The following is a 23601-nucleotide window of genomic DNA, read 5'->3' as shown; positions in this document are numbered from 1 at the left end:
AACGGGCATGCTCCTCACAATCGACGTAGGCAACACGCACACCGTCCTCGGCCTCTTCGACGGCGAGGACATCGTCGAGCACTGGCGCATCTCCACGGACGCCCGCCGCACGGCCGACGAACTGGCGGTCCTCCTCCAGGGCCTGATGGGCATGCACCCGCTCCTGGGCGACGAGCTGGGCGACGGCATCGACGGAATCGCCATCTGCGCGACGGTCCCCTCGGTCCTCCACGAACTGCGCGAGGTGACCCGCCGCTACTACGGCGACGTCCCCGCGGTACTGGTGGAGCCCGGCGTCAAGACGGGCGTACCGATCCTGACCGACAACCCCAAGGAGGTCGGCGCCGACCGCATCATCAACGCGGTGGCGGCGGTCGACCTCTACGGCGGCCCGGCGATCGTGGTCGACTTCGGTACGGCGACGACGTTCGACGCGGTGAGCGCGCGCGGCGAGTACATCGGCGGCGTCATCGCCCCCGGCATCGAGATCTCGGTCGAGGCCCTGGGCGTCCGCGGCGCCCAACTCCGCAAGATCGAGGTGGCCCGCCCGCGCAGCGTGATCGGCAAGAACACGGTCGAGGCCATGCAGTCCGGCATCATCTACGGCTTCGCGGGCCAGGTCGACGGCGTGGTCAACCGCATGGCCCGCGAACTGGCGGACGACCCCGACGACGTCACGGTCATCGCGACGGGCGGGCTGGCGCCCATGGTCCTCGGCGAGTCCTCGGTGATCGACGAACACGAACCATGGCTGACCCTGATCGGCCTGCGCCTGGTCTACGAACGCAACGTCTCCCGCATGTGACTCCGTCGGCCGGGCGGCGTTCCTTCGGCGCCGGCCGCTCGCGGCTTGCCCGGCGTGGGGCTGGGCGGGGGTGGGTCGCGCGGCCCGGCGCTAGCGGGGTGCCGCCTGCGCCCACCCGTGCCGCCCCAGCGGCACGACTGCCCGCAGCTGGGGCGGAGCGGACCCGCAGTCGCGCACGGCGGGAAGGGGACGTGGCGGGGGGTGTCCGCCCGCAGTGGCCGGCGTCAAGAAACGCTCAGCACCCTGCCCGACTCCAGCCGCCGGTCCGAGGACGGACACCCCCGCCACGGCCCCGACCCACCCACCGACCACAGGCGCTACGCGCACCCCCACACACCCCGCAGCGGCGCCGCAGGCATCCCCACCACCCGAGTGTCACCCCGCGCCACACCCGCCCCCATATGCCGCTTTTGTCTGATTAGCACGTATCGTCGACGCATGCCCACGCCATACGGATCCCGCGGCGGCATGGCGTTCGGCGTGGAGGAGCTGCGTGTGCTCCGCCGCGCCCTCGCTCTTGCCCTGAACCCCAGCCCCGCCTCGGCCGAGGACGTCCAGGACTGTCTCCGCCTCGCCGAATCGCTCGACGAGGCAATGCGCGAGGGCGCCCGGATGCGTGCCTTCCTGATGGCCGACCTCGCCCGCTACCGCGCCGCCCTCCCCGGCACCGCAGCCGGCTACCTCACCCTCCTCGAAGAGGCCCTCGGCGCCGGCTACACGCCGACCCCCGACGACCTCACGGCCCTCCAGACCCTGCGCGGCAACCCCAGCGCGGCCACCCTCCTGCGCCGCTGCCGACCGCCCATCCCCGCCTCCCGCACCCACCTCCAGGCCCTCCCCGGAGGCCTCCCCGCCCAGGCCTCCACCGCCCAGGAGCCGTCCAAGCAACCCCGCAAGAAGCCCGCCGAGAAACCGGCCGCCCCGAAACCGGCCCCGGGCCCGGAACGCACCCCCGCCCCCAAGCCGACGCGCCCCATCCCCACTCCCGGCGAGGTCTTCCCCCGCCGCAAGCCCACGCCACCACCACCCCCGAACCCACCCCAACAGCTCGCCGCAGGCTGACCCGAGCGCCCGAACCACCCCCTCGCAGCCCCGCCCGGCCCTCACCGGCCGGGCAACCCCCACTCCGCCCGCACCCGCCCCCTGGCTACCCTGGAGGCATGGACTACGTCTCCGCACTCCTCCCCCCGGCCGTCATGGCCGTCTTCTTCATCGGTGTGATCAGGGTGATCGTGAAGACCCAGGGCGGAGCCAACAAGGCCAAGGAGGACGCGGTCGTGGACGCCGCCCTCGCGCGCGCGGAGAGCACCCGCCAGGCCTCCGCGAACCCGGACGCCTGAGCCGCAGCCGACCCGGAGCCCGGCACTTTCCGAGTTGCGCGCCCTTTTCGTTCCCGTTTGCCGATGAAAGCGCCTGTTCGGCACGCCAACACCCAGAACTCCCACTATTGTGCTGAGTTGTGCCTCGCCCCTTGGGAGAACTCGAAGACGCGGTCATGACGCGGGTGTGGAAGTGGAACCGCCCGGTGACCGTTCGAGAAGTCCTGGAAGATCTCCAGCAGGAACGGTCCATCGCGTACACCACGGTGATGACCGTTCTGGACAATCTCCACCAGAAGGGCTGGGTGCGCCGCGAAGCGGAAGGCCGGGCCTATCGATATGAGGCGGTCTCCACACGGGCCGCCTACGCCGCCGCCCTGATGAACGACGCCTGGTCGCAGAGCGACAACCCCGCCGCCGCGCTGGTCGCCTTCTTCGGCATGATGAGCGAGGAACAGCGCCGGGCGCTGCGGGACGCCGTACGCATCGTCCAGGGTCCGGAAACCCCCGCAGCCGCGGAACGCCCCGATACCCGCAGCAGCGATACCAGCACCGATAGCGACAACGGCGCCGATACCAGCGGTACGGATACCGAGGCCGCCCCCCAAACCCAAGGCCGTCAAACCCGAGGCACCCAAACCCGTCGCAGCCAAACTCGGCGCCCCCAAACCCCGGATACCCCCCTCGAGAACCCCGGCTCCGCACAGGACCCCGACGGGCGATAGCGTCCGCTCATGTCAGCAGAGAGCCACTCCGCCGAGACCCCCTCGGTGGAGAGCCCAGAAGTCACCGCAAAAGCCATCACCGTCCGACGGGCCCGTACCAGCGATGTCGCGGCGGTGCGTCGTCTCCTTGACGAGTACGTCCGCCGTCGCATCCTGCTCGACAAAGCCACGGTGACGCTTTACGAGGACATCCAGGAGTTCTGGGTCGCGGAACGGGACGACAACGGCGAGGTCGTCGGCTGCGGCGCCCTGCACGTGATGTGGGAAGACCTCGCGGAAGTGCGCACTCTCGCGGTGAAGCCCGGCCTGAAGGGCGCCGGCGTCGGACACCAGTTGCTGGAGAAGTTGCTGCACACCGCACGCTGGCTCGGCGTTCGACGAGTTTTCTGTCTGACCTTCGAAGTGGACTTCTTCGGCAAGCACGGCTTCGTCGAGATCGGCGAGACACCGGTCGACACCGATGTCTACGCGGAGCTGCTGCGTTCCTATGACGAGGGCGTGGCTGAGTTCCTCGGTCTCGAACGAGTGAAACCGAACACCTTGGGCAACAGCCGGATGCTTCTGCATCTGTGATCGCCGACGATCCTCAAGGTTGCTCAAGCTTCCGGAAGCCGTATTCCGCCCGACAGGCCATGCCCAGGTGCCCTATGTCCGAAACGCGCATGTTTCCGGACGGGAGTGGCCAGTGGGTCTCTCCCGGGGGTTTGTGTTTTTCCAGCAAAAGCGGTTTGCTTTCCGACGTACTGCAGTACTGCATATAACAGGGGGCGGCGAAACGGCGGACGCCGCAGACCCCAGGCCCTCAAGTTATCGATGAAAGGAAATCCGGTGGCACAGAAGGTTCAGGTCCTTCTTGTCGACGACCTCGACGGCGGCGAGGCGGACGAGACCGTGACGTTCGCGCTGGACGGCAAGACGTACGAGATCGATCTCACGACTTCCAATGCGGACAAGCTCCGTGGCCTTCTCGAGCCTTACGTGAAGGGCGGTCGTCGTACCGGAGGTCGCGCTTCGGGTGGGCGCGGAAAGGCTCGCGCCGCTTCCGGTGGCAGCCAGGACACCGCGCAGATCCGCGCTTGGGCCAAGGAGAACGGCTACGAGGTCAACGACCGCGGCCGCGTTCCGGCGTCCATTCGCGAGGCTTACGAGAAGGCCAACGCCTGATCGCCAACGCCTGATCAAAGGGCACGGCCTGCGTTATGGACAGGCCGGCGGCCGGGCGCACGCGCGCCGCAGCCGCAGGCGGTGGCACTGCGTTGCCACCGTGTCCAGGACCCGCACGAGATCGGGGGCGCCCCCACCGCCCCCGAGGGCCGACAAGGTCGGCAGCGAGGCCTCGACCTCGCCCCCAGGCTCGGGGGGCCGCAGCCACACGGCGGCCCCCTGCACGGCAGCACAGCGGCCCAGGGTGAGAGGCCGTACGACACCGAGCCCCACCGGCTCGGAACGCCGTACGGCCCCCCAGGCAGCCGGATCGACGGGGCGCCGTACGACCACCGGCGCCCCCACAGCCTCCAGCGGCCCGTGTCCCGGAGGCACCGGCGCCTCCATGAGGTCGCCCGCACCGAGCGTCCTCAGATCCAGGGGCAGATCCCCCCACTCCAGCCAGCGCAGCACCCCCGGCACCTCGTCCGCGGCGCCCGCCGCGACGAGCAGTCGCATCCGGTCGCCCCGGACGGCCACCGGGGAGTGCGGGGTCAGACGGCGCAGCGCCGCGCGGCCGGCCTCGGCCGGGACGTCCAGGACGTCGAAGCGCCGGCCCAGGAGCAGGCTCAGCGCGGATCCGGGGGGCGCGGGCACCACCGGCCAGCCCAGTTCGTTCTCGTACCAACGGCGGATCTGATCGCTCGGATCGAGCGGCCGACGGGGGAGAGGGATCGCGGCGAGGTCCGCAGAGAGGTGGGTGGTGACCGTGGAGCGGGTGCCGACCATGCCAAGTGCAACCGCCGAATGGACGTGCGGGTTACGCTGGGTGTGCTGACAGATGCGCAGAGTGTCGAACGAGGGGGCGCGCGGGGGTGTGGGGTGGCGCAAGGTTGTTCGCCCGTAGCGGAGGGAACCGGGGGGCGCGGCATGGAGTGTCAGTCCCAGCGGGTAAGACATCCCTAGTGGGAGGGGGCGACACGCAGGACAGTGGGTCTCACGTTCGCCATCGGCGTACTGATGGTGAGGGTAACCACCTGGCCTGCGGGAACATCGTCTCGCACCATCGGGTTGGAGCAGATGTCGGCGTTAGCGGGGTCAGGAGGCCATCGACGGTGTCGGCAGTTGGAATGAGCGGTCCCCGCTTGCGGGACTAAGCTGCGGAAGGACAGGGAGGGGAAGTTCCCCCCACTGCCTGACCGCTCTGAGGAGCGATTAACGATGTTCGAGAGGTTCACCGACCGCGCGCGGCGGGTTGTCGTCCTGGCTCAGGAAGAAGCCCGGATGCTCAACCACAACTACATCGGCACCGAGCACATCCTCCTGGGCCTGATCCACGAGGGTGAGGGTGTCGCCGCCAAGGCCCTTGAGAGCCTCGGGATTTCGCTCGAGGCGGTCCGCCAGCAGGTGGAGGAGATCATCGGGCAGGGGCAGCAGGCCCCGTCCGGGCACATCCCCTTCACCCCCCGTGCCAAGAAGGTCCTGGAGCTGTCGCTCCGCGAGGCCCTTCAGCTGGGCCACAACTACATCGGCACGGAGCACATCCTGCTCGGCCTGATCCGTGAGGGCGAGGGCGTCGCCGCCCAGGTCCTGGTCAAGCTGGGCGCAGATCTCAACCGGGTGCGGCAGCAGGTCATCCAGCTGCTCTCCGGCTACCAGGGCAAGGAGACCGCCACCGCCGGCGGGCCTGCCGAGGGCACCCCCTCGACGTCCCTGGTCCTCGACCAGTTCGGCCGGAACCTCACCCAGGCCGCTCGTGAGTCCAAGCTCGACCCGGTCATCGGGCGCGAGAAGGAGATCGAGCGGGTCATGCAGGTGCTGTCCCGCCGTACCAAGAACAACCCGGTCCTGATCGGTGAGCCCGGCGTCGGCAAGACGGCGGTCGTCGAGGGACTGGCTCAGGCGATCGTCAAGGGCGAGGTGCCCGAGACGCTGAAGGACAAGCACCTCTACACGCTCGACCTCGGCGCGCTGGTCGCCGGCTCCCGCTACCGCGGTGACTTCGAGGAGCGCCTGAAGAAGGTGCTCAAGGAGATCCGCACCCGCGGCGACATCATCCTGTTCATCGACGAGCTGCACACGCTGGTCGGTGCGGGTGCCGCCGAGGGCGCCATCGACGCGGCCTCCATCCTGAAGCCGATGCTGGCCCGTGGTGAGCTGCAGACCATCGGTGCGACCACGCTGGACGAGTACCGCAAGCACCTGGAGAAGGACGCGGCCTTGGAGCGCCGCTTCCAGCCCATCCAGGTCGCCGAGCCGTCCCTGCCGCACACGATCGAGATCCTCAAGGGTCTGCGTGACCGGTACGAGGCCCACCACCGGGTCTCCATCACCGACGAGGCGCTGGTCCAGGCCGCCACCCTGGCCGACCGGTACATCTCGGACCGCTTCCTGCCGGACAAGGCGATCGACCTGATCGACGAGGCCGGTTCCCGGATGCGCATCCGCCGGATGACCGCGCCGCCGGACCTGCGCGAGTTCGACGAGAAGATCGCCGGCGTCCGCCGTGACAAGGAGTCCGCGATCGACTCGCAGGACTTCGAGAAGGCCGCCTCCCTCCGCGACAAGGAGAAGCAGCTCCTGGCCGCCAAGGCCAAGCGGGAGAAGGAGTGGAAGGCCGGCGACATGGACGTCGTCGCCGAGGTCGACGGCGAGCTGATCGCCGAGGTGCTGGCCACGGCCACGGGCATCCCGGTCTTCAAGCTCACCGAGGAGGAGTCGTCCCGACTGCTGCGCATGGAGGACGAGCTCCACAAGCGGGTCATCGGCCAGGACGACGCCGTCAAGGCGCTGTCGAAGGCGATCCGCCGTACGCGTGCCGGTCTGAAGGACCCGAAGCGTCCGGGTGGCTCGTTCATCTTCGCCGGCCCGTCCGGTGTCGGTAAGACCGAGCTGTCCAAGGCGCTCGCCGAGTTCCTCTTCGGTGACGAGGACGCGCTGATCTCCCTCGACATGTCGGAGTTCAGCGAGAAGCACACGGTGTCGCGTCTGTTCGGTTCGCCCCCCGGCTACGTGGGCTACGAAGAGGGCGGCCAGCTGACCGAGAAGGTCCGCCGCAAGCCGTTCTCGGTGGTCCTGTTCGACGAGGTCGAGAAGGCCCACCCGGACATCTTCAACAGCCTGCTGCAGATCCTGGAGGACGGTCGGCTGACCGACTCCCAGGGCCGGGTCGTGGACTTCAAGAACACGGTCATCATCATGACGACCAACCTCGGCACCCGGGACATCTCCAAGGGCTTCAACCTGGGCTTCGCGGCCTCGGGTGACACGAAGTCCAACTACGAGCGCATGAAGAACAAGGTCTCGGACGAGCTCAAGCAGCACTTCCGGCCCGAGTTCCTCAACCGCGTCGACGACGTGGTGGTCTTCCCGCAGCTCACGCAGAACGACATCCTGCGGATCGTCGACCTGATGATCAGCAAGGTGGACGAGCGCCTGAAGGACCGGGACATGGGCATCGAGCTCGCCCAGTCCGCCAAGGAACTGCTCGCGAAGAAGGGCTACGACCCGGTCATGGGCGCGCGGCCGCTGCGCCGCACGATCCAGCGCGAGATCGAGGACTCGCTGTCGGAGAAGATCCTCTTCGGCGAGCTGCGGCCCGGCCACATCGTGGTCGTGGACACCGAGGGCGAGGGCGAGACCAAGACCTTCACCTTCCGCGGCGAGGAGAAGTCGGCCCTGCCGGACGTCCCGCCGATCGAGCAGGCGGCCGGTCCCTCGGGCGGGCCGAACCTGAGCAAGGAGGCGTAAGCCTCACGGCCGTCAGGCCGACCGAAAGGGACCGGTGCTCCAGCGCCGGTCCCTTTCGCATGCCCGGGTGAGGACAGCCCCCGTGTCAGGCCTGGCCGACCGGGGGCATCACCCGCCCGTTGACCTGGATCACCAGCCCGGTGTGACCGCGCAGCGGGGACAGGTCCAGGGGAGCGTCCTCGTCGCACTCGATGGTGAGCCGGCTGAGGGACGGGAACACCCGCGCCAGATCCCTGGCGGACCCACCGTGATTCACCCCCCTGACCGTCAGTCTGCGTATGGCCGGCAGCGGTTCGAGCTCGCGGGGTCTGCGCGGCAACCGCTCCTCCTCCTTGTTCAGGGGCGGGGGCACCACCTGGCGCGGCAGTCTCAGCGAGCTGATGGAGAAGTCGAGGCTGGTGAGCGCGGGGGCCCGCGAAGCCGCCAGGAGCAGGGCGTACGCGTGGCAGTCACCGCGCACGATCAGGCTCCGGAGCGCGGGCCACTGCGACAGATCGTTGATCATCATGGTGGTCTGACTGGTCACCTGGAGACTCTCGACCGTCGGGTGCCCCGCGGGCAGCGGGATCTCGCTGTCGAGCAGCGTCCCCACCAGCGACAGACCGGTGAGCTGTGCGAGCCGCCGCACGGGAGCCAGGTCCGACTTCTGCATCTCGTAGAGCTCCAGACGCAGCGAGCCGAGCGGCAGCCCTTCCAGCGCGGACAGCGTGCGCACCCGCGGACACCCGCTGAGCGACAAGGACGTCAGACCGGACAGCCTGCGGACGAACGACAGATCGTTCAGCAGCGGGTTCTCGCGTATGTCGAGCCTGCGGATGCCGTGCTCCGGCAGGGCCTTCGCCAGGTCCGCCCCGGTGATCGGCATGTTGACGAAGACGCGCCCGATGGGGCCGCAGTACCGCAGCGCGGAGGCCATCGCGGCGTTGATGACGACGACCTCGTCGTCCTCCAGCGGCATGTGGGCGAGGACCTCGCGGGCGTAGTCGTCCGCCGGATAGCGCGGCCAGGTCGCGGTCAGCACTCTGCGGACCTCGTGCGAAGGGTGCGTGGCGAACCGGCGCAGCAGGGGCAGGGACGCCGGACCGCCGATGTCGCGGATCATGTGCACGACCGACTGGGCCTCTTCGGCGCTCAGACCCCCGGCTTCGGGCACCAGCGGCAGCACATAGGGGCCGAGAGACGTCAGCTTGGCCGTACTGGTGGCGTCGCGGGGCGGGATCAGCACGCGGATGCGGTCGGCGATCTGCTCCCGCACCTCCTCGTTCAGCACCACGGCGCTGAGCGCGCAGCGGGCGGCCAGGAGGTGGATGTCGCCGCGGGTACGGGGATCCTCCGTCTCGTCGCCCTTCTTGATCAGCCCCTCGACGAGACGGCGGACCTCACCGCGGTGGCAGTGGCCCACGGCGAGCAGGACGATGTCCTGCCACTCCTCGTCGGCCGCATGGCTCAGCAGCTCGCCCAGGCCGTCGCTCTCCTGGAGCTCCTTCGCCGCCAGGTAGTCCTGGAAGGTGCGGTGGATGAACTGGATGGCCGTCTCGTTGCGTTCCTGGAGCAGACCGCTGCGGTTGAGTAGATGGGTCAGTACGGCCTCGGCGGAACCCTGCTGCCGCACCTGGGGCATGCCCCGCATGGCGAGGTCGATCTGACGCCGCGCCTGCTTGTGGTTGAACTCGGCGTACCCGCCGCGGGCCAGCCAGGCCGCGATCCGCTGGAGGAGCTGCTGGTGCTCCTCGACCCCGAGGGTGATGCCCTCCGGCGCCCCGACCCGGCGCAGGGTGTCCCGGCTGCCCAGCAGCATGGTGAGCGCCGCGTTGTACAGCGACCAGCGGGTCTCCGGCAGAAAGCCCCTCCGGCGGCGGTGCAGCGCGCAGACCACCGCGGCCAGCAGCGGGGTGCGGGACAGGTTGAGCAGGGTGGGATTGCGCCCGAGTTCCTGTTCCAGGGACTCCTCCAGCGCACGCAGGCTGGTGTCCTCGGCGGCGGCCCGGTGGGGGTCGCGGAAGCCCGCGCACTCCAGGCGGGCGGCGGCGTGCCAGGCCTTGGAGAAGGCCAGGATGTCCTCGTCCCGCATGGGCAGCAGCCGCAGTTCCTCGAAGTTCTCCGAGCCGAGCCAGTCGGCGGCCACGGCCAGCGGCCGTACCGTGACCAGGCAGCGGTTGTGCGGATACATCGCCAGCAGATCGGCGAGGCGGCGCCGGGCCTCCTCCCGGTCCGCGGGCGGCACCTCGTCCATGCCGTCGACGAGCAGCAGCGCCCGGCCGGCCTCCAGGACGCGGCGGGCCCAGCCCTCCGGTGCCTCGTCGATCTGGAGCTCGGCGACGGTGGCCAGTTCCTGCGGCCTGGGGAAGGACATGGCACGGGCCAGCAGGCTGCGCATGGGGATGACGAAGGGCACCAGGTCGTTCAGCTCGGCGAGTTCGTGATCGAGGGCGCCGCAGGCGGCGTGTGAGGCGAGCCACCACACCAGCGTGGTCTTGCCCGCGCCGGCCTCGCCGCGCAGCACGACCCGGGGCCGGTCGGCCAGCAGGTCGTTGATCCGGCGCGGCGCGGAGACGGCCCTGGACACCGGGTCGTTCTCCCGCCCCGCCGAGACCGACAGGGCCTCCAGGCTCAGATACGCGGTGTCGAGGTCCCAGTTGGTCTCGGTGGTGCCCAGTTCGTCGATCCCGAATATCTCGATCTTGCGGTACCGGGACTTCAGGGCGCGCGCGTAATGCTGCTCGAACCGTTCGTCCTCGAGGTGGTGGCCGGGTACGACGGTCTCCAGCACCGGGGGCATATGGCCCGGCTCGGCGCCCATCACATGGTGCGGGAATCCCGGCGCCCGAAGAATGCGCTGGACGGGGACCGCTTCGACCCGCCGGTGGTCCCGCCCCTCCGGCACCTGGGTCACCACGCCGATCAGTACCGAGCCGGCGAACACCGGGGCACCGGACAGTCCCGCGAACGGGGACTCGCCCGGCTTGGGAGCGGTGACCGGAGCCCGGTCGAACTCGCACACCAGCATGGATCTGATCCGCCCCGCCATCGGCAGGACGGTGCCGGTGAGCTGGTCGTACTCCAACTGGTCGGCCGGACCGAAGCGTTGCACGGCGGGAAACCCGACGACCTGGCAGCCGGGCAGCGGATCGGGGGAGCCGATGACTCCCCACCGCAGCCTGGCGAGCGCCCACTGCTCCGGATCCACCAGTTCCTCGCCGGTGAGCAGGAGAGCCACGTCGCTCTCCTCGTCCTGCCAGACCGCCCGGCTGGGAAGGGGCTGCTCGCTCTCCGGATGGACCGTGCGGATCCATTCCCTGTTCCTCAGCACGTGGGCGCTGGTCAGCACCAGCCGGGGCGACAGCATGACCCCACTGCCCTGCGATCCGGCCAGCACCACCACGGACCGCTCGACGGCCGAGCGCAGCATCACCGTGGCGAGGGGGTGCCGCGGCCGAACGCGCCGACGCTTCCCTCCGTGTCGTTGCGGATCTTCAGGGGAGCACCGGTGCGGGCGTCCTGGGCGCGCAACGTGAAGGAGACCTTGTGGGTACGGCTGTCGGTTCGCGCGCTGTCCGCGCCGGCGTCGACGACCCAGGCTCTCACCTTCGCGCCGGCCTTGATCTCCTTGCGTATCTCGACGGTGAACTCCATCTGGATGTCGCCGAGTTCGAAGACGATGTCCTGCCCCGTCGACCGCCGGGCCGCGGTCAGCAGTTCGTCGCGGATGGTCTGCACGGCGTCCGCGAGTTCGATGCGCGACTCGTCGGCAGCGCTCATGGGGCCTCCCCAGCCGTCGGGCTCCGCGACGCGCCACGGGGCCGGTACCCGAAAGGTACCGGCCCCGTGACCTTGCGCCGGGTGGATCAGGACAACTGCCCGTCGTAGTCGGGGAGTTTGTACGTCTTCTCGGCGTGGCCGCCGGAGAGGTCGGTGGCGCTGTTGCCGATGTTCGCGATGATCGTGTAGCCCTTGTTCTCGATGTCGACGCGCTGGGCCGTCTTGTACTCGGCGACGTCCTTGAACAGGTCGAGGAAGCTGCGCGCGTACAGCCCCGAGACCTGGTAGCCGACGTGCTTGAGGTTGTAGTCGGTCACCGAGTGGATGATGCCGGGGCGGGCGGTGACGAAGAACAGCGCGACGCCGTGGTCCTGGGCGTACTGGGCGACCTCCAGGACCGGCTCGTTGGCCGGCTGCGGGTAGCTGAAGCCGAAGTCCGTCTCCAGGGTGGTGTTGTCGATGTCGAGGACGATCGCCTGCTTCTCGCCCGGCTCGGTCCGCGCGATGCGCTGCTTCAGATAGGGCAGCGCCTGGTCCATCACCGCTTGGCAGTCCCGCTGCCAGGTGTCGTAGTCGACGTCCTCGGCCGCGGCGGTGGCGGCGGTGGTGGTGCTCGTCGCGGTGGCCGTCGTCGCGGCTTCGGCGGGGACCGCGAGGGCCACTAGCGCGGCCGCGGAGACGCCGGTCACGGCTATGCGGTGCGCCCAGGGGCGGCGAAGCGTCATGTGGGGGTCCTCTCACGTCACGTGCGCTCTGTTGTTGTCGCGTGCATGTTCGTGGGTGGGGATGGCGTGAGGGGAAAGATAAGGTTACTGGGCGGTAAGTCGCCAGAGGCGTGCGTCACATGATGGCGTGCGGTTTCAGGACGCCGCGGTGGATGCCCCGTTGAGCTCGATGTGGGCGGGCAGCCGGTCGGCGTTGAGGAGACGGTTCACGCCCGGTGTGTTCACGTGGCGCAGACGGGGGTGGGCCGCGAGCGGGGCGAGGTCGAGCTCGTCGGTGAAGTGCACGTTCAGGGTGGTCATCTCGGGGAACGCCGTGACCGCCGGACCCAGGTGCGTGGGTGATCCCCGCTTGCCGAGCAGGCTGACGGCCCGGATCGCGGCCATCCGGCTGCCGCCGGTGTCGAGCTGGGTCAGCTCGGCGGTGTTGAGGAACAGGATGGTCAGCTCGGGCAGAGCCATGACCGTGTGCCACTCCTCAGGGGTGAGAGGGCGGTCGAGCATCAGCCGGAGTTCGTTCAGCGACGGGAACTCGGCCAGCACGGAGAGATCACGTACGTTCGGAGGCAGGAAGAGGCACTCCAACGGCATCCCGCCGAGTTCGCGCAGCGTGCTCATGTCCGCAAGCCCGGGGACGTCGTTCAGGATCAGGATGCGCACGGGTGTCCCGGCCAGCGAAGCCAGGGACGACATACCGGGACAGTCCTGGAGATGGATGGTGCGCAGCTGCCGAAACCTCCTGAGGAAACCCAGGTCGGTGACCGGGCTGTGGATCAACTCCAGCCTCGTCAGCTTCTCCGCGTCGAGCGCGTCGAGGATCTGGGCCTGAGTGAAGTCGCCACACAGTTCGACCCGGTTGGCACCTCCCAGCCGCTTCAGCGTCCGGAGCTCCGTCTGGGTGCGGACGACGACGTCCGTTTCCGGCCCGTCCAGGACGTGGCGGAGGACCTCGTCCGCGTACGTCTCGGTGTCGAACCGGTCCCAGTGGGAGCCGAGCTGATAGCGGACCATCCGGCTCTCGTGGTCTCGGTACCGCACCAGACACGGCAGCGCCGCGTCCCCGCCGATCAGACACACGCACTGGACGACGGCGGCCGCGGCCTCCTCCTCATGCACATCCTCCGGTCCCGGCAGCAACTCCAGCACCATGGGCCCGAGTTCGGCCAGGCTGCGCGCCTCGGCCTGGCTGCGCGGCGGTATCAGCTCCCCCGCCCGCCGCTCCACTTCCCCCCGCACCCCCGGATCCAGCTTCGCCGCATGCTCCAGACACGCCATGGCCAGCAGATGGAGCCGCCCCCGATGCCCCGGCTCCCGATCGCCCCGTTCCACCAGCCTCGTCAGCAACCGCCCCCGCTCATCGGCCCGGGCATGGGCGACCGCCATCCGGATCACGTCCTCCCACTGGTCCAGATGGGCGTGCGCGACCAGGACGTCGAAGTCCCGCTCCTCGACGGCCGCCCGGGCCCCCAGGTAGTCCTGGAAGGTGCGGTGGACGAAGTCCACGGCGTCGGCGGCCGGTTCGCGCAGCAGGCCGCTGCGGACCAGCAGATGCCGCAGGATCTCCTCGGCCGAGCCCTGCGCGGCGACGTACGGCATCGAGGGCAGCAGCCGCTCCAGCTGGTGCACCGCGTCCGCGCGGTCCATCTCCGCCCGCCCGTTGCGGATCAGCCAGTACGCGAGCCGCTGCAACAGCTCGACCTGGGACTCCTCGTCCAGCTCCACGGTCAGATCGCGTTCGCGGTCCCGGCGCTCCAGCAGCATGGACAGGGCGGCGTCGTACAGCGCCTTGCGGCCGCGCGGCAGGAAGCCCCGCCGTTCGCGGTGCAGGGCGCAGATCAGGGCGCACATCAAGGGGTTGGTCGCGAGACGGCCCAGGTCCTGCTTGGTGCGGACGGAGGACAGCAGCGCCTCGCCCAGCGCGGGGCCGGCGCCCGCCGCCTCGTGCCAGCGGCGGACGAACACGGCGATGTTGTCGCGGCTCATGGGGGAGAGCGTGAGCTCGGTGAAGCCCTCGCCGCCGAGCCATTCGTCCCGTACGGCGGACGGGCGCGAGGTCACCAGCCACAGGTTCCCGGGGAACGCGGCGAGGAGGTCGGCGAGCCAGCGCCGGGTGCGGGCCCGCTCGTCCTCCGGGACCTCGTCGACGCCGTCGATCAGGAGTACGCCGCGTCCGGCGGCGAGCACCCGGTCCGCCCAGCCGGATGGCTGGGAGCCGGCGAGCGGGCAGCTCACCGCGCTCAGGAAGTGGCCGGGGACCGGCAGCAGGGCGCCACCCCGGGTGAGGGTGCGCAGCGGCAGGACGAAGGGCACCCGGCCCATCAGATGGGCGAGCTGCCCGGTCAGCTCCTCCTGGCGGGCGGTGGTGACGGCGAGCCACTGGACGAGCGTGGTCTTGCCGGAGCCGGCGACGCCGCGCAGCAGCACCCGCTCGTGCCCGGCCAGGGCCTGCTCGACGGGGCGGGGCGCGGGCGGCGGCTGCACGAGTCCCGTCTGGTCGTCCGGCAGCGCGCGGAGCTCGCTGTCCCGCGTCGCCTCCAGGCTCAGATAGGCCGTGTCGAGCGGCCAGTCACGGCACTCGTTCAGATCGATGCCGTAGATGGTCAGGCGGCTGTGCCGGGCCGCGAGGTAGCGCGCGTACTGCTGCTCGAAGGCCGCGTCCTGCGCGGTGCGCGAGGTCAGGCGCTCGACGAGGAGGTCGGTGAGCCGGATCAGCTGGTCCAGCTGCCGGCTCTGTTCGACGAGGGTGCGGGCCACAAAGGTCGACCGCTGGGTGAAGAAGTGCAGGATGTGCAGGCAGGAGCTGTTGAGGAGATGGAAGTACAGGAACGTCGAGTCGTAGCTGAGGTCCCGCAGCAGCCGGTCGCCGCCCGCCTGCCGGTACAGCCGGTCGGCCAGCGCCTCATAGCCGAGCCGTACGGCCTCCAGGTCGTCCAGGTCCAGGTCGCCGAGCGCGTGCAGCGTGCGCTGCAGGGCGTCCGCGACCGCCTCCAGCTCCCCCTCGTCCAGCGGTGCCTCACGCGTCTCGCGTGCCGCGCGTTCCACCAGCTCACGGACGAGCTTGCGTAACTCCTTGACGCCGAGCGTCCGCTTCTCGCCGCGGAACGACACCAGGGCCGACAGCCGTACGGGCTTGTCGACCAGCCCGGCTCCCGGGCCCTCGTGGACGAACAGCCGTTTCACCAGCGGACCGACCAAGCCGGACGCGAGCCTGGTTCCGATGACCGTCGGGTCCACGCGGCCTCCCCCTGAGCCCCTATGTCGGTGGAAGCAGCAGGGTAGCGCCCGTCACATTCCGGGGTCCTTTGATTGCGCTCGGCGGTGACATGCCGCACAGGCGATTTGTCCGTTACTAGGGGGAATAGTGGAAACAAGGGTCCGGAGCAAAACGGACTTTCTATCCGTAAACCGGTGGTCCGTTTCGGCGTCGATGCTGGTTCGTCCGGATTGGGTGCTCTGTCAAGATGCGGGGAATTTTGCGGGAGAGTACTAGCCGCTGTCGTAGATAGGGGGTTTTGGGGTTCGAGGAGGCGGGGGTTACCAAGGGATGGCCATCCGGCGGCGCCTGTGTGCCGGGTGGTTTTCTCTGCCGTCGTCCCCGTGAGGTTTCGAATGTCCCCGCGCTTTTCTCTCCGTTCGCCCCGTACGTCCGCGTTCCGCACCCGTGCCGCTGTGCTGGCCGCCGGCCTGGGGGCCTCGGTCGTACTGGGCGCCGGAGGCGCGGTCGCTGCCGAGATGACCTCCGCCACCGGTGTCCCCACCGCCGTGAAGGCCCAGGCCGCCGCCAAGAAGGCGCCTGCCAAGAAGGCCGTCTCCTGGGTGAAGCCGGTGAAGAAGTACACGAAGTCCGCCAGCTTCGCGCAGGCCGGCGGCATGTGGCAGTCCACCCACAGCGGTCAGGACTTCGCCGTCCCGAGCGGCACCCAGGTGGTGGCCGCGCACGGCGGCACCGTCGTCAAGGCCGGCGGCAACGGCGCCGGTGACGGTCCCGCGTACGGCAACGCCATCGTCATCAAGCACGGCAACGGGACCTACTCCCAGTACGCCCACCTCTCGCGCATCGATGTGAAGGTCGGCCAGGTCGTCAAGACCGGCCAGAACATAGCCAAGTCCGGCAACACCGGTAACTCCAGCGGCCCGCACCTGCACTTCGAGATCCGCAAGAGCGCCAACTACGGCACCGCGATCGACCCCGTGGCCTTCCTGCGGGGCATGGGTCTGACGATCTGAGTCACCGGTCCGTCCGGGCGCCCTTGTGCGCCTGGGTGACCAGGTCCGTGGCGACCTCGAGGACAGCCCTGCGCTTCTCCTCGGGGTCGCCTTCGAGGTCCTTCAGCACGAACATCCCGGCGTGCATCGTGAACAGGGCGCTGATGCAGCGCACCTGGTCGACCATGTCGGCGTCCGGGTCGATGATGATGTCGCGCATGCCGAGCATGCGGTTCTTGAACATCTCGCCGATGCTCAGCTCGCGGACCGTGGCCTGGTTCTCCTGCATGAAGCGGAACAGGGGGGCCGCGTCGGTCAGGGCCTGGCTGTAGCGGCGGACGATCTCCTGCTTGGTGTCGAGTGAGTGCGGCTGCCCCTTGCCCCACTCGATCAGGTCCTCGATCGGCTTCGTCAGATCCTCGAAGAGGCTGACGATGATCTCTTCCTTGGTCTTGAAGTGGTAGTACAGCGCCGCCTTCGTGACCTCGAGGCGCTCGGCGATCTCCCGCAGGGACGTCTTCTCGTACCCCTGCTCGGCGAAGAGTTCGAGGGCCACGTCCTGGATGCGCTGGCGGGTGTCCCCGCGGCGCCGCTGCTTGGTGCCGTCCATGGTGCCGCCCATCCTCGTACTCTTCGGCCTTCCAACAAACTTACTTGACGCCCGGCTAGTTACGCCTCTACCTTCCCGAGTGTAGACAACTAGCCGGGCGGCAAGTAAGTAGCCGGGGAGTGGGGACCATGGCGGACACCGAAGCAGTCGACACGGGGGCGGGTGAGCACCCCGGGAAGCAGCCCAAGAGCGTCCGCGTCGTGCTGCTCGCGCTGATGATCACGATGATGCTCGCGATGCTCGACAACATGATCATCGGCACAGCGATGCCGACGATCGTGGGCGAACTCGGCGGGCTGGAACATCTGTCGTGGGTGGTGACGGCGTACACGCTGGCCACCGCGGCCTCCACTCCGCTGTGGGGCAAGCTCGGCGACATGTACGGCCGCAAGGGCGTCTTCATGTCGTCGATCGTGCTGTTCCTGATCGGCTCCGCGCTCAGCGGCATGGCCCAGGACATGGGCCAGCTCATCGCGTTCCGGGCGGTGCAGGGCCTCGGCGCCAGCGGTCTGATGGTCGGCGTCATGGCGATCATCGGCGATCTGATCCCGCCCCGGGAGCGGGGCAAGTACCAGGGCATGATGGCCGGCGTGATGGCGCTGGCGATGATCGGCGGACCGCTGGTGGGCGGCACCATCACCGACCACTGGGGCTGGCGCTGGGCGTTCTACATCAATCTGCCGCTTGGCGTCGTCGCGCTCGCCGCGATCAGTGCCGTGCTCCATCTGCCGAAGAAGCGGGCGCAGGCGCGCATCGACTACCTGGGCGCGGCGCTGCTGACCGTCGGCATCACCGCGATCGTGCTGGTGACCACCTGGGGCGGCACGGAGTACGCCTGGACCTCCGCGCGCATCATGGAGCTCATCGGCATCGGGGTCGCCGCGCTCGTCGGGTTCGTGTTCTGGCAGACCAGGGCCGCGGAGCCGGTGGTGCCGCTGCACATCTTCCGCAGCCGCAACTTCACCCTGATGTCCGTGATCGGCTTCATCACCGGGTTCGTGATGTTCGGCGCGACGCTGTTCCTGCCGCTGTACCAGCAGTCGGTGCAGGGCGCCTCCGCCACCAACTCCGGACTCCTGCTGCTGCCGATGCTCGGCGCGATGCTGGTCACCTCGATGGTCGCCGGGCGGGTGACCACGAACACCGGGCGCTACAAGGCCTTCCCCGTCCTCGGCAGCGTGCTGATGGCCGTCGGGCTGTACCTGCTGTCGACGATGGACACCGGCACGAGCCGCTTCACCTCCGGGGTCTTCATGGCCGTGGTCGGCCTCGGCATGGGCTGTCTGATGCAGATCACCATGCTGGTCGCGCAGAACAGCGTCGAGATGAAGGACATGGGCGTGGCGTCCTCGTCCACCACCCTCTTCCGTACCCTCGGCTCCTCCTTCGGCGTCGCGATCATGGGCGCCCTGTTCAACAACCGGGTCCAGGACGTCATGGCCGAGCGGGCCGGGGCGCTGGGCTCCAGGGTGACCGAGCAGTCGGCGCAGCTGGACGCGGCGAGCCTGGCGAAGCTGCCGGACGCGGCGCGGGAGGCCTACCAGCACGCGGTGTCGGCCGGCACGCACTCGGCGTTCCTGCTCGGTGCGGTGATCGCCGTGCTGTCGCTGGCGGCGGCGCTGTTCGTCAAGGAGGTGCCGCTCAAGGGCTCGGGGCCGAAGGAGGAGGCCACCGAGGACGGGGCGGACTCGGGGCCGAAGGCGGCGGCGATGGCGGAGGCCGTCTGAGACCGCGACCTGCGACGCGGGGAGAGGCCCTCGGGTGACCGGGGGTCTCTTCCCTGTTCAGGGGCGTTGTCAGTGCGCCGTGCCACCATCGGCTTCATGGACAAGGTGCGGCAGCTGCGGCTGGCCAAGGACGCCATGGATCGGGAGTGGGCCGATCCGGGCCTGGACCTGGATGCCGTCGCCGCACACGCCGGGTACTCGCGGTATCACTTCGTGCGGGCCTTCAAGGCGGTGTACGGCGAGACGCCCGGGCAGTATCTGACGCACCGGCGGATCGAGCGGGCCGAGGAGTATCTGCGGGCGGCCAATCTGACCGTCACCGAGATATGCCATCTCGTCGGGTTCAGCAGCCTCGGCACGTTCTCGGCGAAGTTCAAGGCGCGCACCGGTCTGTCGCCGAGCGAGTACCGGGAGAAGCACGTCGGGCGCGGGGCCGCGCTGATACCGGGGTGCTACGCGATGCTCTGGACCGGGGGCTTCCGGCGGCGGGAGGAGCCGCGGGCACCGGAGAGCAACTCTGAAGAAGCGCGCTGACGGTGCCCCTGCCTAACGTGACGGAAGGAACCGCGAGGCAGAGCAGGGAGAGCAGGGTCATGATCAAAGGGCTGGGCATCACCACCGTCTGGACGTTCGACCAGGCGCGTACCAAGTCGTTCTTCACCGAGAAGATCGGCTTCGAGGTGCGCAACGACCTGTCCATGGGCGACATGAGGTGGGTCACCGTAGGGGCCAAGGGACAGCCGGACGTCGAGCTCGCGCTGATGAGCCTGGACGGGCCGGGTCTGGACCCCGAGTCCTCCGAGGCGTTGAAGAAGCTGGTCGCGAAGGGGGTCATCGGGGCCGGGGCGTTCCACACCGACGACTGCCGGGGCGACTACGAGACCTTCAAGGGGCGCGGGGTGGAGTTCATCCAGGAGCCCCAGGAGCGGCCGTACGGCATCGAGGCGATCTTCCGCGACGACAACGGCAACTGGTACTCGCTGACCGAGCGCAGCGCGGAACTCGACTTCGACAAGCCGTTCGAGTGAGCCGTGCGCTGCCCGACGCTACGGCAGCATCGGGTAGCTCCCCGTGCTCGTCGGCGCGTGCTCCGGGAGCCACAGGACGGCCACCGCGCCCTCCGACGGCACATGGTCCGGGGCCCCCGCCGGACGGACGTTGCGGAAGGTCAGGCGGGCGCCGAGCACCCGGGCCTGGCCCGCCGCGATCGTCAGGCCGAGGCCGTGTCCGTGGCCCGCGCGGTCGCTGCTGCCCGTGCGGAAGCGGCTGGGCCCGTCGGCGAGCAGTTCCTCCGGGAACCCGGGGCCGTGGTCGCGGACCCGGATGACCCGGCCCTCGACCGTGACCTGGATCGGCGGCCTGCCGTGCCGAGCCGCGTTGGCCAGCAGATTGAACAGCACCCGCTCCAGGCGCCGCGGGTCGGTGGTGACCTCCGACTCATGGACGACCCGCACCTCGATGCCGGGATCCTTCGCCGCGACCCGTCGGCCGACGAACTCGCCCAGCACGATGTCCTGCAACTCGGCCCGCTCCGAGGCGCCGTCCAGCCGCGCCACCTCCAGGACGTCCTCGACGAGCGTGCGCATGGCCTTCGCCCGGTCCAGGACCAGTTCGGTGGGCCGGCCGGGGGGCAGCAGCTCGGCCGCCGTCAGCAGGCCCGTCACCGGCGTGCGCAGTTCGTGCGCGATGTCCGCCGTCACCCGGCGCTCCGCCTCCAGCCGCTGCTGGAGCGCGTCCGCCATCGCGTCCACCGCGCTGGCGAGGTCGTCGGTCTCGTCCCGTACGACACCCCCGATCGCGTCCCGCACCCGCACGTCCCGCTCCCCGCCGGCGACCTGGTTCGCCGCGGCCGCCGCCTTGCGCAGTCGGCGCGAGAGCTGTCCGCCGATGAGCACACCGAGCGCGCTGCCGCCCAGCACCACCGCGATGGACCCGATGACCATGGCCTGGTCGAGCCGGTTGAGGATGTGCTCACTGCGGTCGGTCCAGCCGGTGCGCAGCGACAGCACATGCCCGTCGTTCAGCGGCACGGCCGCCCAGATGTCGGGCGCGCCGCTCGGCGAGTCGGTGACATAGGTCGCCCGCCGGCCCTCCTCGACCTTCGTCCGCAGCGCCGCCGGCAGCTCCGGGTCGTCGATCGCGAGGTTGGGGAAGTTCAGCCGCTTGGACTGCTCATAGCTGCGCTGGGCGATCTGGATGCGCTCGTCGGCGAGGTCGCGCGCGCTGTCCAGCATCGAGACCCGGGCCTGGTTGTGCACCACCAGGCTCAGCACGATCGCCACGAGGGCGCCGACCAGCGCGATCGCCGCGCTCAGCTTCCAGCGCAGCCCCGTGCGGATGGCGATCCGGCCGCCCAGGCGCGGGCGCGTACGGCCACCGACGAGCGAACCCATCTGGACACCCGCCCCCTGCCCCGCGATCTCCGCCGGTTCCGTGAGACCGACTCGCCCCGCACCGGACGGAGCCGGACGTCTGAACATCCCCCGCATGCCGGCCCCGCTCAGGCCTTCAGCTTGTAGCCGAAGCCGCGGACCGTCTCGATCCGGTCCTGGCCGATCTTCTGCCGCAGCCGCTGCACATGGACGTCGACGACGCGGGTGTCCCCGCCCCAGCCGTAGTCCCACACCCGCTCCAGCAGCTTGTCCCGCGACAGCACCGTGCCCGGCGCGGACGAGAACTCCAGCAGCAGCCGCATCTCGGTGGGCGTGAGCGCGACGGGCTGACCGCCTCGGCGCACCTCCATGCCCTCGGTGTCGACCTCCAGGTCGCCGAAGGTCAGCAGACTCCCGGCGGCGCTGTCGCCGGCCTCCTCCGCCCGGTCGGCGCGGCCCGCGTGCCCGAAGCGGCGCAGCACTGCCCGGATCCGCGCGACCAGCACGGCACCGTCGAACGGCTTGGTCACGTAGTCGTCCGCGCCCGCCTCCAGGCCCAGCACCACGTCGATCGAGTCGGCGCGCGCCGACAGCATGATCACCGGCACGGTCGACTCGTCGCGGATACGGCGGCACAGACTGACCCCGTCAAGCCCCGGGACCATGACGTCCAGCAGCGCGATGTCGGGACGGTTCGCCCGGAACGCCTCCAGGCCCGACAGCCCGTCGGGCATGGCGGTGACCGCGAAGCCGTCCCGCTCCAGGGCGAGCTGGGTGGCCTCGCGGATGACGTCGTCGTCCTCGACGAACAGGACGTGGGTCTGGTCTGCCATCCCGGTGCTCTCAGTCCTCGTGTTCTGCTGGGGTGCGTCGGATACTGCTCAGCTGTCGGGCGGCGCCGTCGCGTCGTCGCCGAGGTCGCCGTACTCGGTGCGGACGTCGTCCTTCTGGACGAAGCGGTCGGAGACCCACTGGTACGAGATCACGTCCTCGCTGGACGGGTTCGACAGCGCGTCGTCCTGGGCGTACACCTGCTTGGTCACCACAAGGTAGCCGCGATCGATCTCGGCGTAGACCGGGGGCTCCTCGGACCGGAACACATTGCGGTACGAGCCGTCCTTCTCGCGGTAGACGTACGAGGCCACGCCGACCCCGTCGCCGCAGGACAGCACGTTGACCACGATGTCGTCGACGGGCGCGCCGGTCAGGTCGCCGTACGACACGTCGATGGGGTAGTCGTCGGACACACACGGCGTCAGCTCGCGCTTGACCTGCGTCGAGACCGACGGGTCCGCCTTGACCAGCCGGGCGGCCTCCTTGCGGTCCGGGACCGCGGACGGCGAGGGCGAGGAGGTGGGCGTGGCCGACGGCGAGACGGCCGAGCCGCCCGCCAGGTCGGCGCGGGCCGGCCCCTCGTCGCGGGTGCCGGTGCCACCGGTCGCGCAGGCGGAGGCGAAAAGGGCGAGGGCGACGACCACGACCACCGCCGTGAACGTCGCCTGAAAGGTCCCCCGGTCGGATCCGGGGCTGGGATGGGCGGAGCCGAGGTCCTCGGCGCCCCCGTCCGTGGCCCGGTTGCCGCCGCCCGTGTCCCCGGGACCTCTGTTCGTGCCCCTGTCACCCGTGTCCGTGTGCCCGGTGCCGCCCGTTGTCGTGCCTAGGCCGCGCAACGCTCCCGCTCCTCACGCTCCAGCGCGCGTGCGTCCAGATCGCGGCTCTCCAGCTCCTCGCGGAGCCGGGCGAGCGCCCGGTGCAGCGTGCTCTTGACCGTTCCGGCCGACATGCCGAGGGCCGCGGCCGTCTCCTCCGTGGACATCTGCTCCCAGTGTCGCAGCACCACGACGCTGCGCTGCTTGGGAGCCAGCACCTTCATGATGTCCATCAGCAGGGCGCGGTCCGCGTGCTGCTCGGTGGAGTCGTCGACCGAGGCGTCCGGGAGCTGCTCGGTGGGCACTTCCTCCAGCTTGCGCGCCCGCCACCACTCGGTCCGCGTGTTGATCATGACGCGGCGCAGGTAGGCGTCCGCGAGCCGCTTGTCCGCTATGCCGTCCCAGCGGTGGTACGTCCGCACCAGCGCGGTCTGCAGCAGGTCCTGGGCGTCGACCGGGTCCGGGACCAGCCGGCGGGCGCTGCGCAGCAGCGCGTCCTGCCGGGTGCGGACGTACTCCTCGAACTCGAGCACCTCTCCCTGCGCCATGTTGACCGCCTCCAGATTCCCCGTGCCCGACCGGCCGGTTCGCCGTCGGATTCATTGCCTGTGCTTCGTAGTCGTCCCCGCCTGTCGGGTACGGAAATGAAGCTACGGAGGCGTTGTCACGGCGCTGTCCGAAGCAGCCTGCGGCTAGCGCTCGGCTGTCCGTCGGTTGTGTAACGGAATCAGGAAAAGGACAAAACGACTGGGGAGTTGAGGCGGCTATGGGGTGATATGTCCGGGTATTGACGGTGTGGCGGCTGTGAAGTCTG

21 protein-coding genes are annotated in these 23601 nt (G+C 69.7%); 11 read left to right on the top strand and 10 right to left on the bottom strand.

Annotation, left to right across the window (positions count from 1 at the left end):
- The first annotated feature begins 7 nt into the window (after positions 1-7).
- The 6 genes from IM697_RS42065 (at position 8) to IM697_RS42040 (ending at position 4013) form a co-directional block, all read left to right on the top strand.
- Complete coding sequence (locus tag IM697_RS42065) at positions 8-805, top strand: type III pantothenate kinase (protein WP_194042480.1); 798 nt, start codon at positions 8-10, stop codon at positions 803-805.
- Between the two features lie 438 nt (positions 806-1243).
- Positions 1244-1867 carry a hypothetical protein gene (locus IM697_RS42060; RefSeq protein ID WP_228044384.1) on the top strand — a complete coding sequence of 208 codons (624 nt, stop codon included), beginning with the start codon at positions 1244-1246 and terminating at the stop codon, positions 1865-1867.
- Positions 1868-1965: 98 nt separating this feature from the next.
- Entirely contained in the window at positions 1966-2145 is a 180-nt protein-coding gene (locus IM697_RS42055) for a hypothetical protein (RefSeq protein WP_194042478.1), read from the top strand.
- A gap of 155 nt (positions 2146-2300) precedes the next feature.
- Positions 2301-2849, top strand: coding sequence for a BlaI/MecI/CopY family transcriptional regulator (locus IM697_RS42050; protein WP_265582760.1), 549 nt, complete (start codon positions 2301-2303; stop codon positions 2847-2849).
- Positions 2850-2858: 9 nt separating this feature from the next.
- Positions 2859-3422, top strand: a complete 564-nt coding sequence (locus IM697_RS42045) for an amino-acid N-acetyltransferase (protein ID WP_194042473.1) — start codon at positions 2859-2861, stop codon at positions 3420-3422.
- 255 nt (positions 3423-3677) lie between these two features.
- A complete protein-coding gene (locus IM697_RS42040) occupies positions 3678-4013 on the top strand; it encodes a histone-like nucleoid-structuring protein Lsr2 (protein ID WP_194042471.1) in 336 nt (111 codons plus the stop codon).
- 33 nt (positions 4014-4046) lie between these two features.
- Here IM697_RS42040 and IM697_RS42035 read toward each other — a convergent pair whose 3' ends face one another.
- Complete coding sequence (locus IM697_RS42035) at positions 4047-4781, bottom strand: SCO3374 family protein (RefSeq protein WP_194042469.1); 735 nt, start codon at positions 4779-4781, stop codon at positions 4047-4049.
- A gap of 432 nt (positions 4782-5213) precedes the next feature.
- On the opposite strand from IM697_RS42035, the gene IM697_RS42030 reads away from it, so the two are divergent.
- Positions 5214-7742 carry an ATP-dependent Clp protease ATP-binding subunit gene (locus IM697_RS42030; protein WP_194042467.1) on the top strand — a complete coding sequence of 843 codons (2529 nt, stop codon included), beginning with the start codon at positions 5214-5216 and terminating at the stop codon, positions 7740-7742.
- 85 nt (positions 7743-7827) lie between these two features.
- Here the strand turns inward: IM697_RS42030 and IM697_RS42025 are convergent, their stop codons facing one another.
- From IM697_RS42025 to IM697_RS42010, 4 genes are all read right to left on the bottom strand, one after another.
- The gene (locus IM697_RS42025) at positions 7828-11151 is read right to left on the bottom strand and encodes a serine protease (RefSeq protein ID WP_228045147.1); all 3324 of its coding nucleotides are present in this window, start codon (positions 11149-11151) and stop codon (positions 7828-7830) included.
- Entirely contained in the window at positions 11151-11501 is a 351-nt protein-coding gene (locus IM697_RS42020) for a trypco2 family protein (RefSeq protein WP_194042463.1), read from the bottom strand. The genes IM697_RS42025 and IM697_RS42020 overlap by 1 nt, the downstream gene beginning before the upstream one ends.
- Before the next feature lie 86 nt (positions 11502-11587).
- Positions 11588-12226, bottom strand: a complete 639-nt coding sequence (locus IM697_RS42015; RefSeq protein ID WP_194042461.1) for an HAD family acid phosphatase — start codon at positions 12224-12226, stop codon at positions 11588-11590.
- 135 nt (positions 12227-12361) lie between these two features.
- Positions 12362-15457, bottom strand: a complete 3096-nt coding sequence (locus IM697_RS42010) for an NACHT domain-containing protein (RefSeq protein WP_228044382.1) — start codon at positions 15455-15457, stop codon at positions 12362-12364.
- 375 nt (positions 15458-15832) lie between these two features.
- Here IM697_RS42010 and IM697_RS42005 point away from each other — a divergent pair, with 375 nt between their 5' ends.
- Positions 15833-16450, top strand: a complete 618-nt coding sequence (locus IM697_RS42005) for a M23 family metallopeptidase (protein WP_194042459.1) — start codon at positions 15833-15835, stop codon at positions 16448-16450.
- A gap of 1 nt (position 16451) precedes the next feature.
- Here the strand turns inward: IM697_RS42005 and IM697_RS42000 are convergent, their stop codons facing one another.
- Positions 16452-17051 carry a TetR/AcrR family transcriptional regulator gene (locus tag IM697_RS42000; RefSeq protein WP_194042456.1) on the bottom strand — a complete coding sequence of 200 codons (600 nt, stop codon included), beginning with the start codon at positions 17049-17051 and terminating at the stop codon, positions 16452-16454.
- A gap of 116 nt (positions 17052-17167) precedes the next feature.
- Here IM697_RS42000 and IM697_RS41995 point away from each other — a divergent pair, with 116 nt between their 5' ends.
- The 3 genes from IM697_RS41995 (at position 17168) to IM697_RS41985 (ending at position 19794) form a co-directional block, all read left to right on the top strand.
- Positions 17168-18766 (top strand): MDR family MFS transporter, encoded by a 1599-nt coding sequence (locus IM697_RS41995; RefSeq protein ID WP_194042454.1) that lies wholly within the window; start codon positions 17168-17170, stop codon positions 18764-18766.
- Positions 18767-18862: 96 nt separating this feature from the next.
- Positions 18863-19300: a helix-turn-helix transcriptional regulator gene (locus tag IM697_RS41990; protein ID WP_194050107.1), complete on the top strand. Its 438-nt coding sequence runs from the start codon at positions 18863-18865 to the stop codon at positions 19298-19300.
- A gap of 59 nt (positions 19301-19359) precedes the next feature.
- A complete protein-coding gene (locus tag IM697_RS41985; protein WP_194042452.1) occupies positions 19360-19794 on the top strand; it encodes a VOC family protein in 435 nt (144 codons plus the stop codon).
- Between the two features lie 18 nt (positions 19795-19812).
- Here IM697_RS41985 and cseC read toward each other — a convergent pair whose 3' ends face one another.
- Genes cseC through IM697_RS41965 form a run of 4 tightly spaced genes read right to left on the bottom strand, consistent with a single transcriptional unit; the run spans position 19813 to position 23335 of the window.
- Positions 19813-21378 carry a two-component system sensor histidine kinase CseC gene (gene cseC / locus IM697_RS41980; protein WP_407699669.1) on the bottom strand — a complete coding sequence of 522 codons (1566 nt, stop codon included), beginning with the start codon at positions 21376-21378 and terminating at the stop codon, positions 19813-19815.
- Positions 21267-21971, bottom strand: a complete 705-nt coding sequence (gene cseB / locus IM697_RS41975) for a two-component system response regulator CseB (RefSeq protein WP_194042448.1) — start codon at positions 21969-21971, stop codon at positions 21267-21269. The genes cseC and cseB overlap by 112 nt, the downstream gene beginning before the upstream one ends.
- 48 nt (positions 21972-22019) lie before the next feature.
- Positions 22020-22808 carry a hypothetical protein gene (locus IM697_RS41970; RefSeq protein ID WP_407699585.1) on the bottom strand — a complete coding sequence of 263 codons (789 nt, stop codon included), beginning with the start codon at positions 22806-22808 and terminating at the stop codon, positions 22020-22022.
- Positions 22796-23335: a SigE family RNA polymerase sigma factor gene (locus IM697_RS41965; protein WP_003999062.1), complete on the bottom strand. Its 540-nt coding sequence runs from the start codon at positions 23333-23335 to the stop codon at positions 22796-22798. The genes IM697_RS41970 and IM697_RS41965 overlap by 13 nt, the downstream gene beginning before the upstream one ends.
- Positions 23336-23601 lie beyond the last annotated feature (266 nt).

It is taken from the genome of Streptomyces ferrugineus, assembly GCF_015160855.1.
Taxonomy (GTDB): Bacteria; Actinomycetota; Actinomycetes; order Streptomycetales; family Streptomycetaceae; genus Streptomyces; species Streptomyces ferrugineus.
Note: the sequence above shows the minus strand (reverse complement) of the source record. Positions and strands in the feature narration are given on the sequence as shown.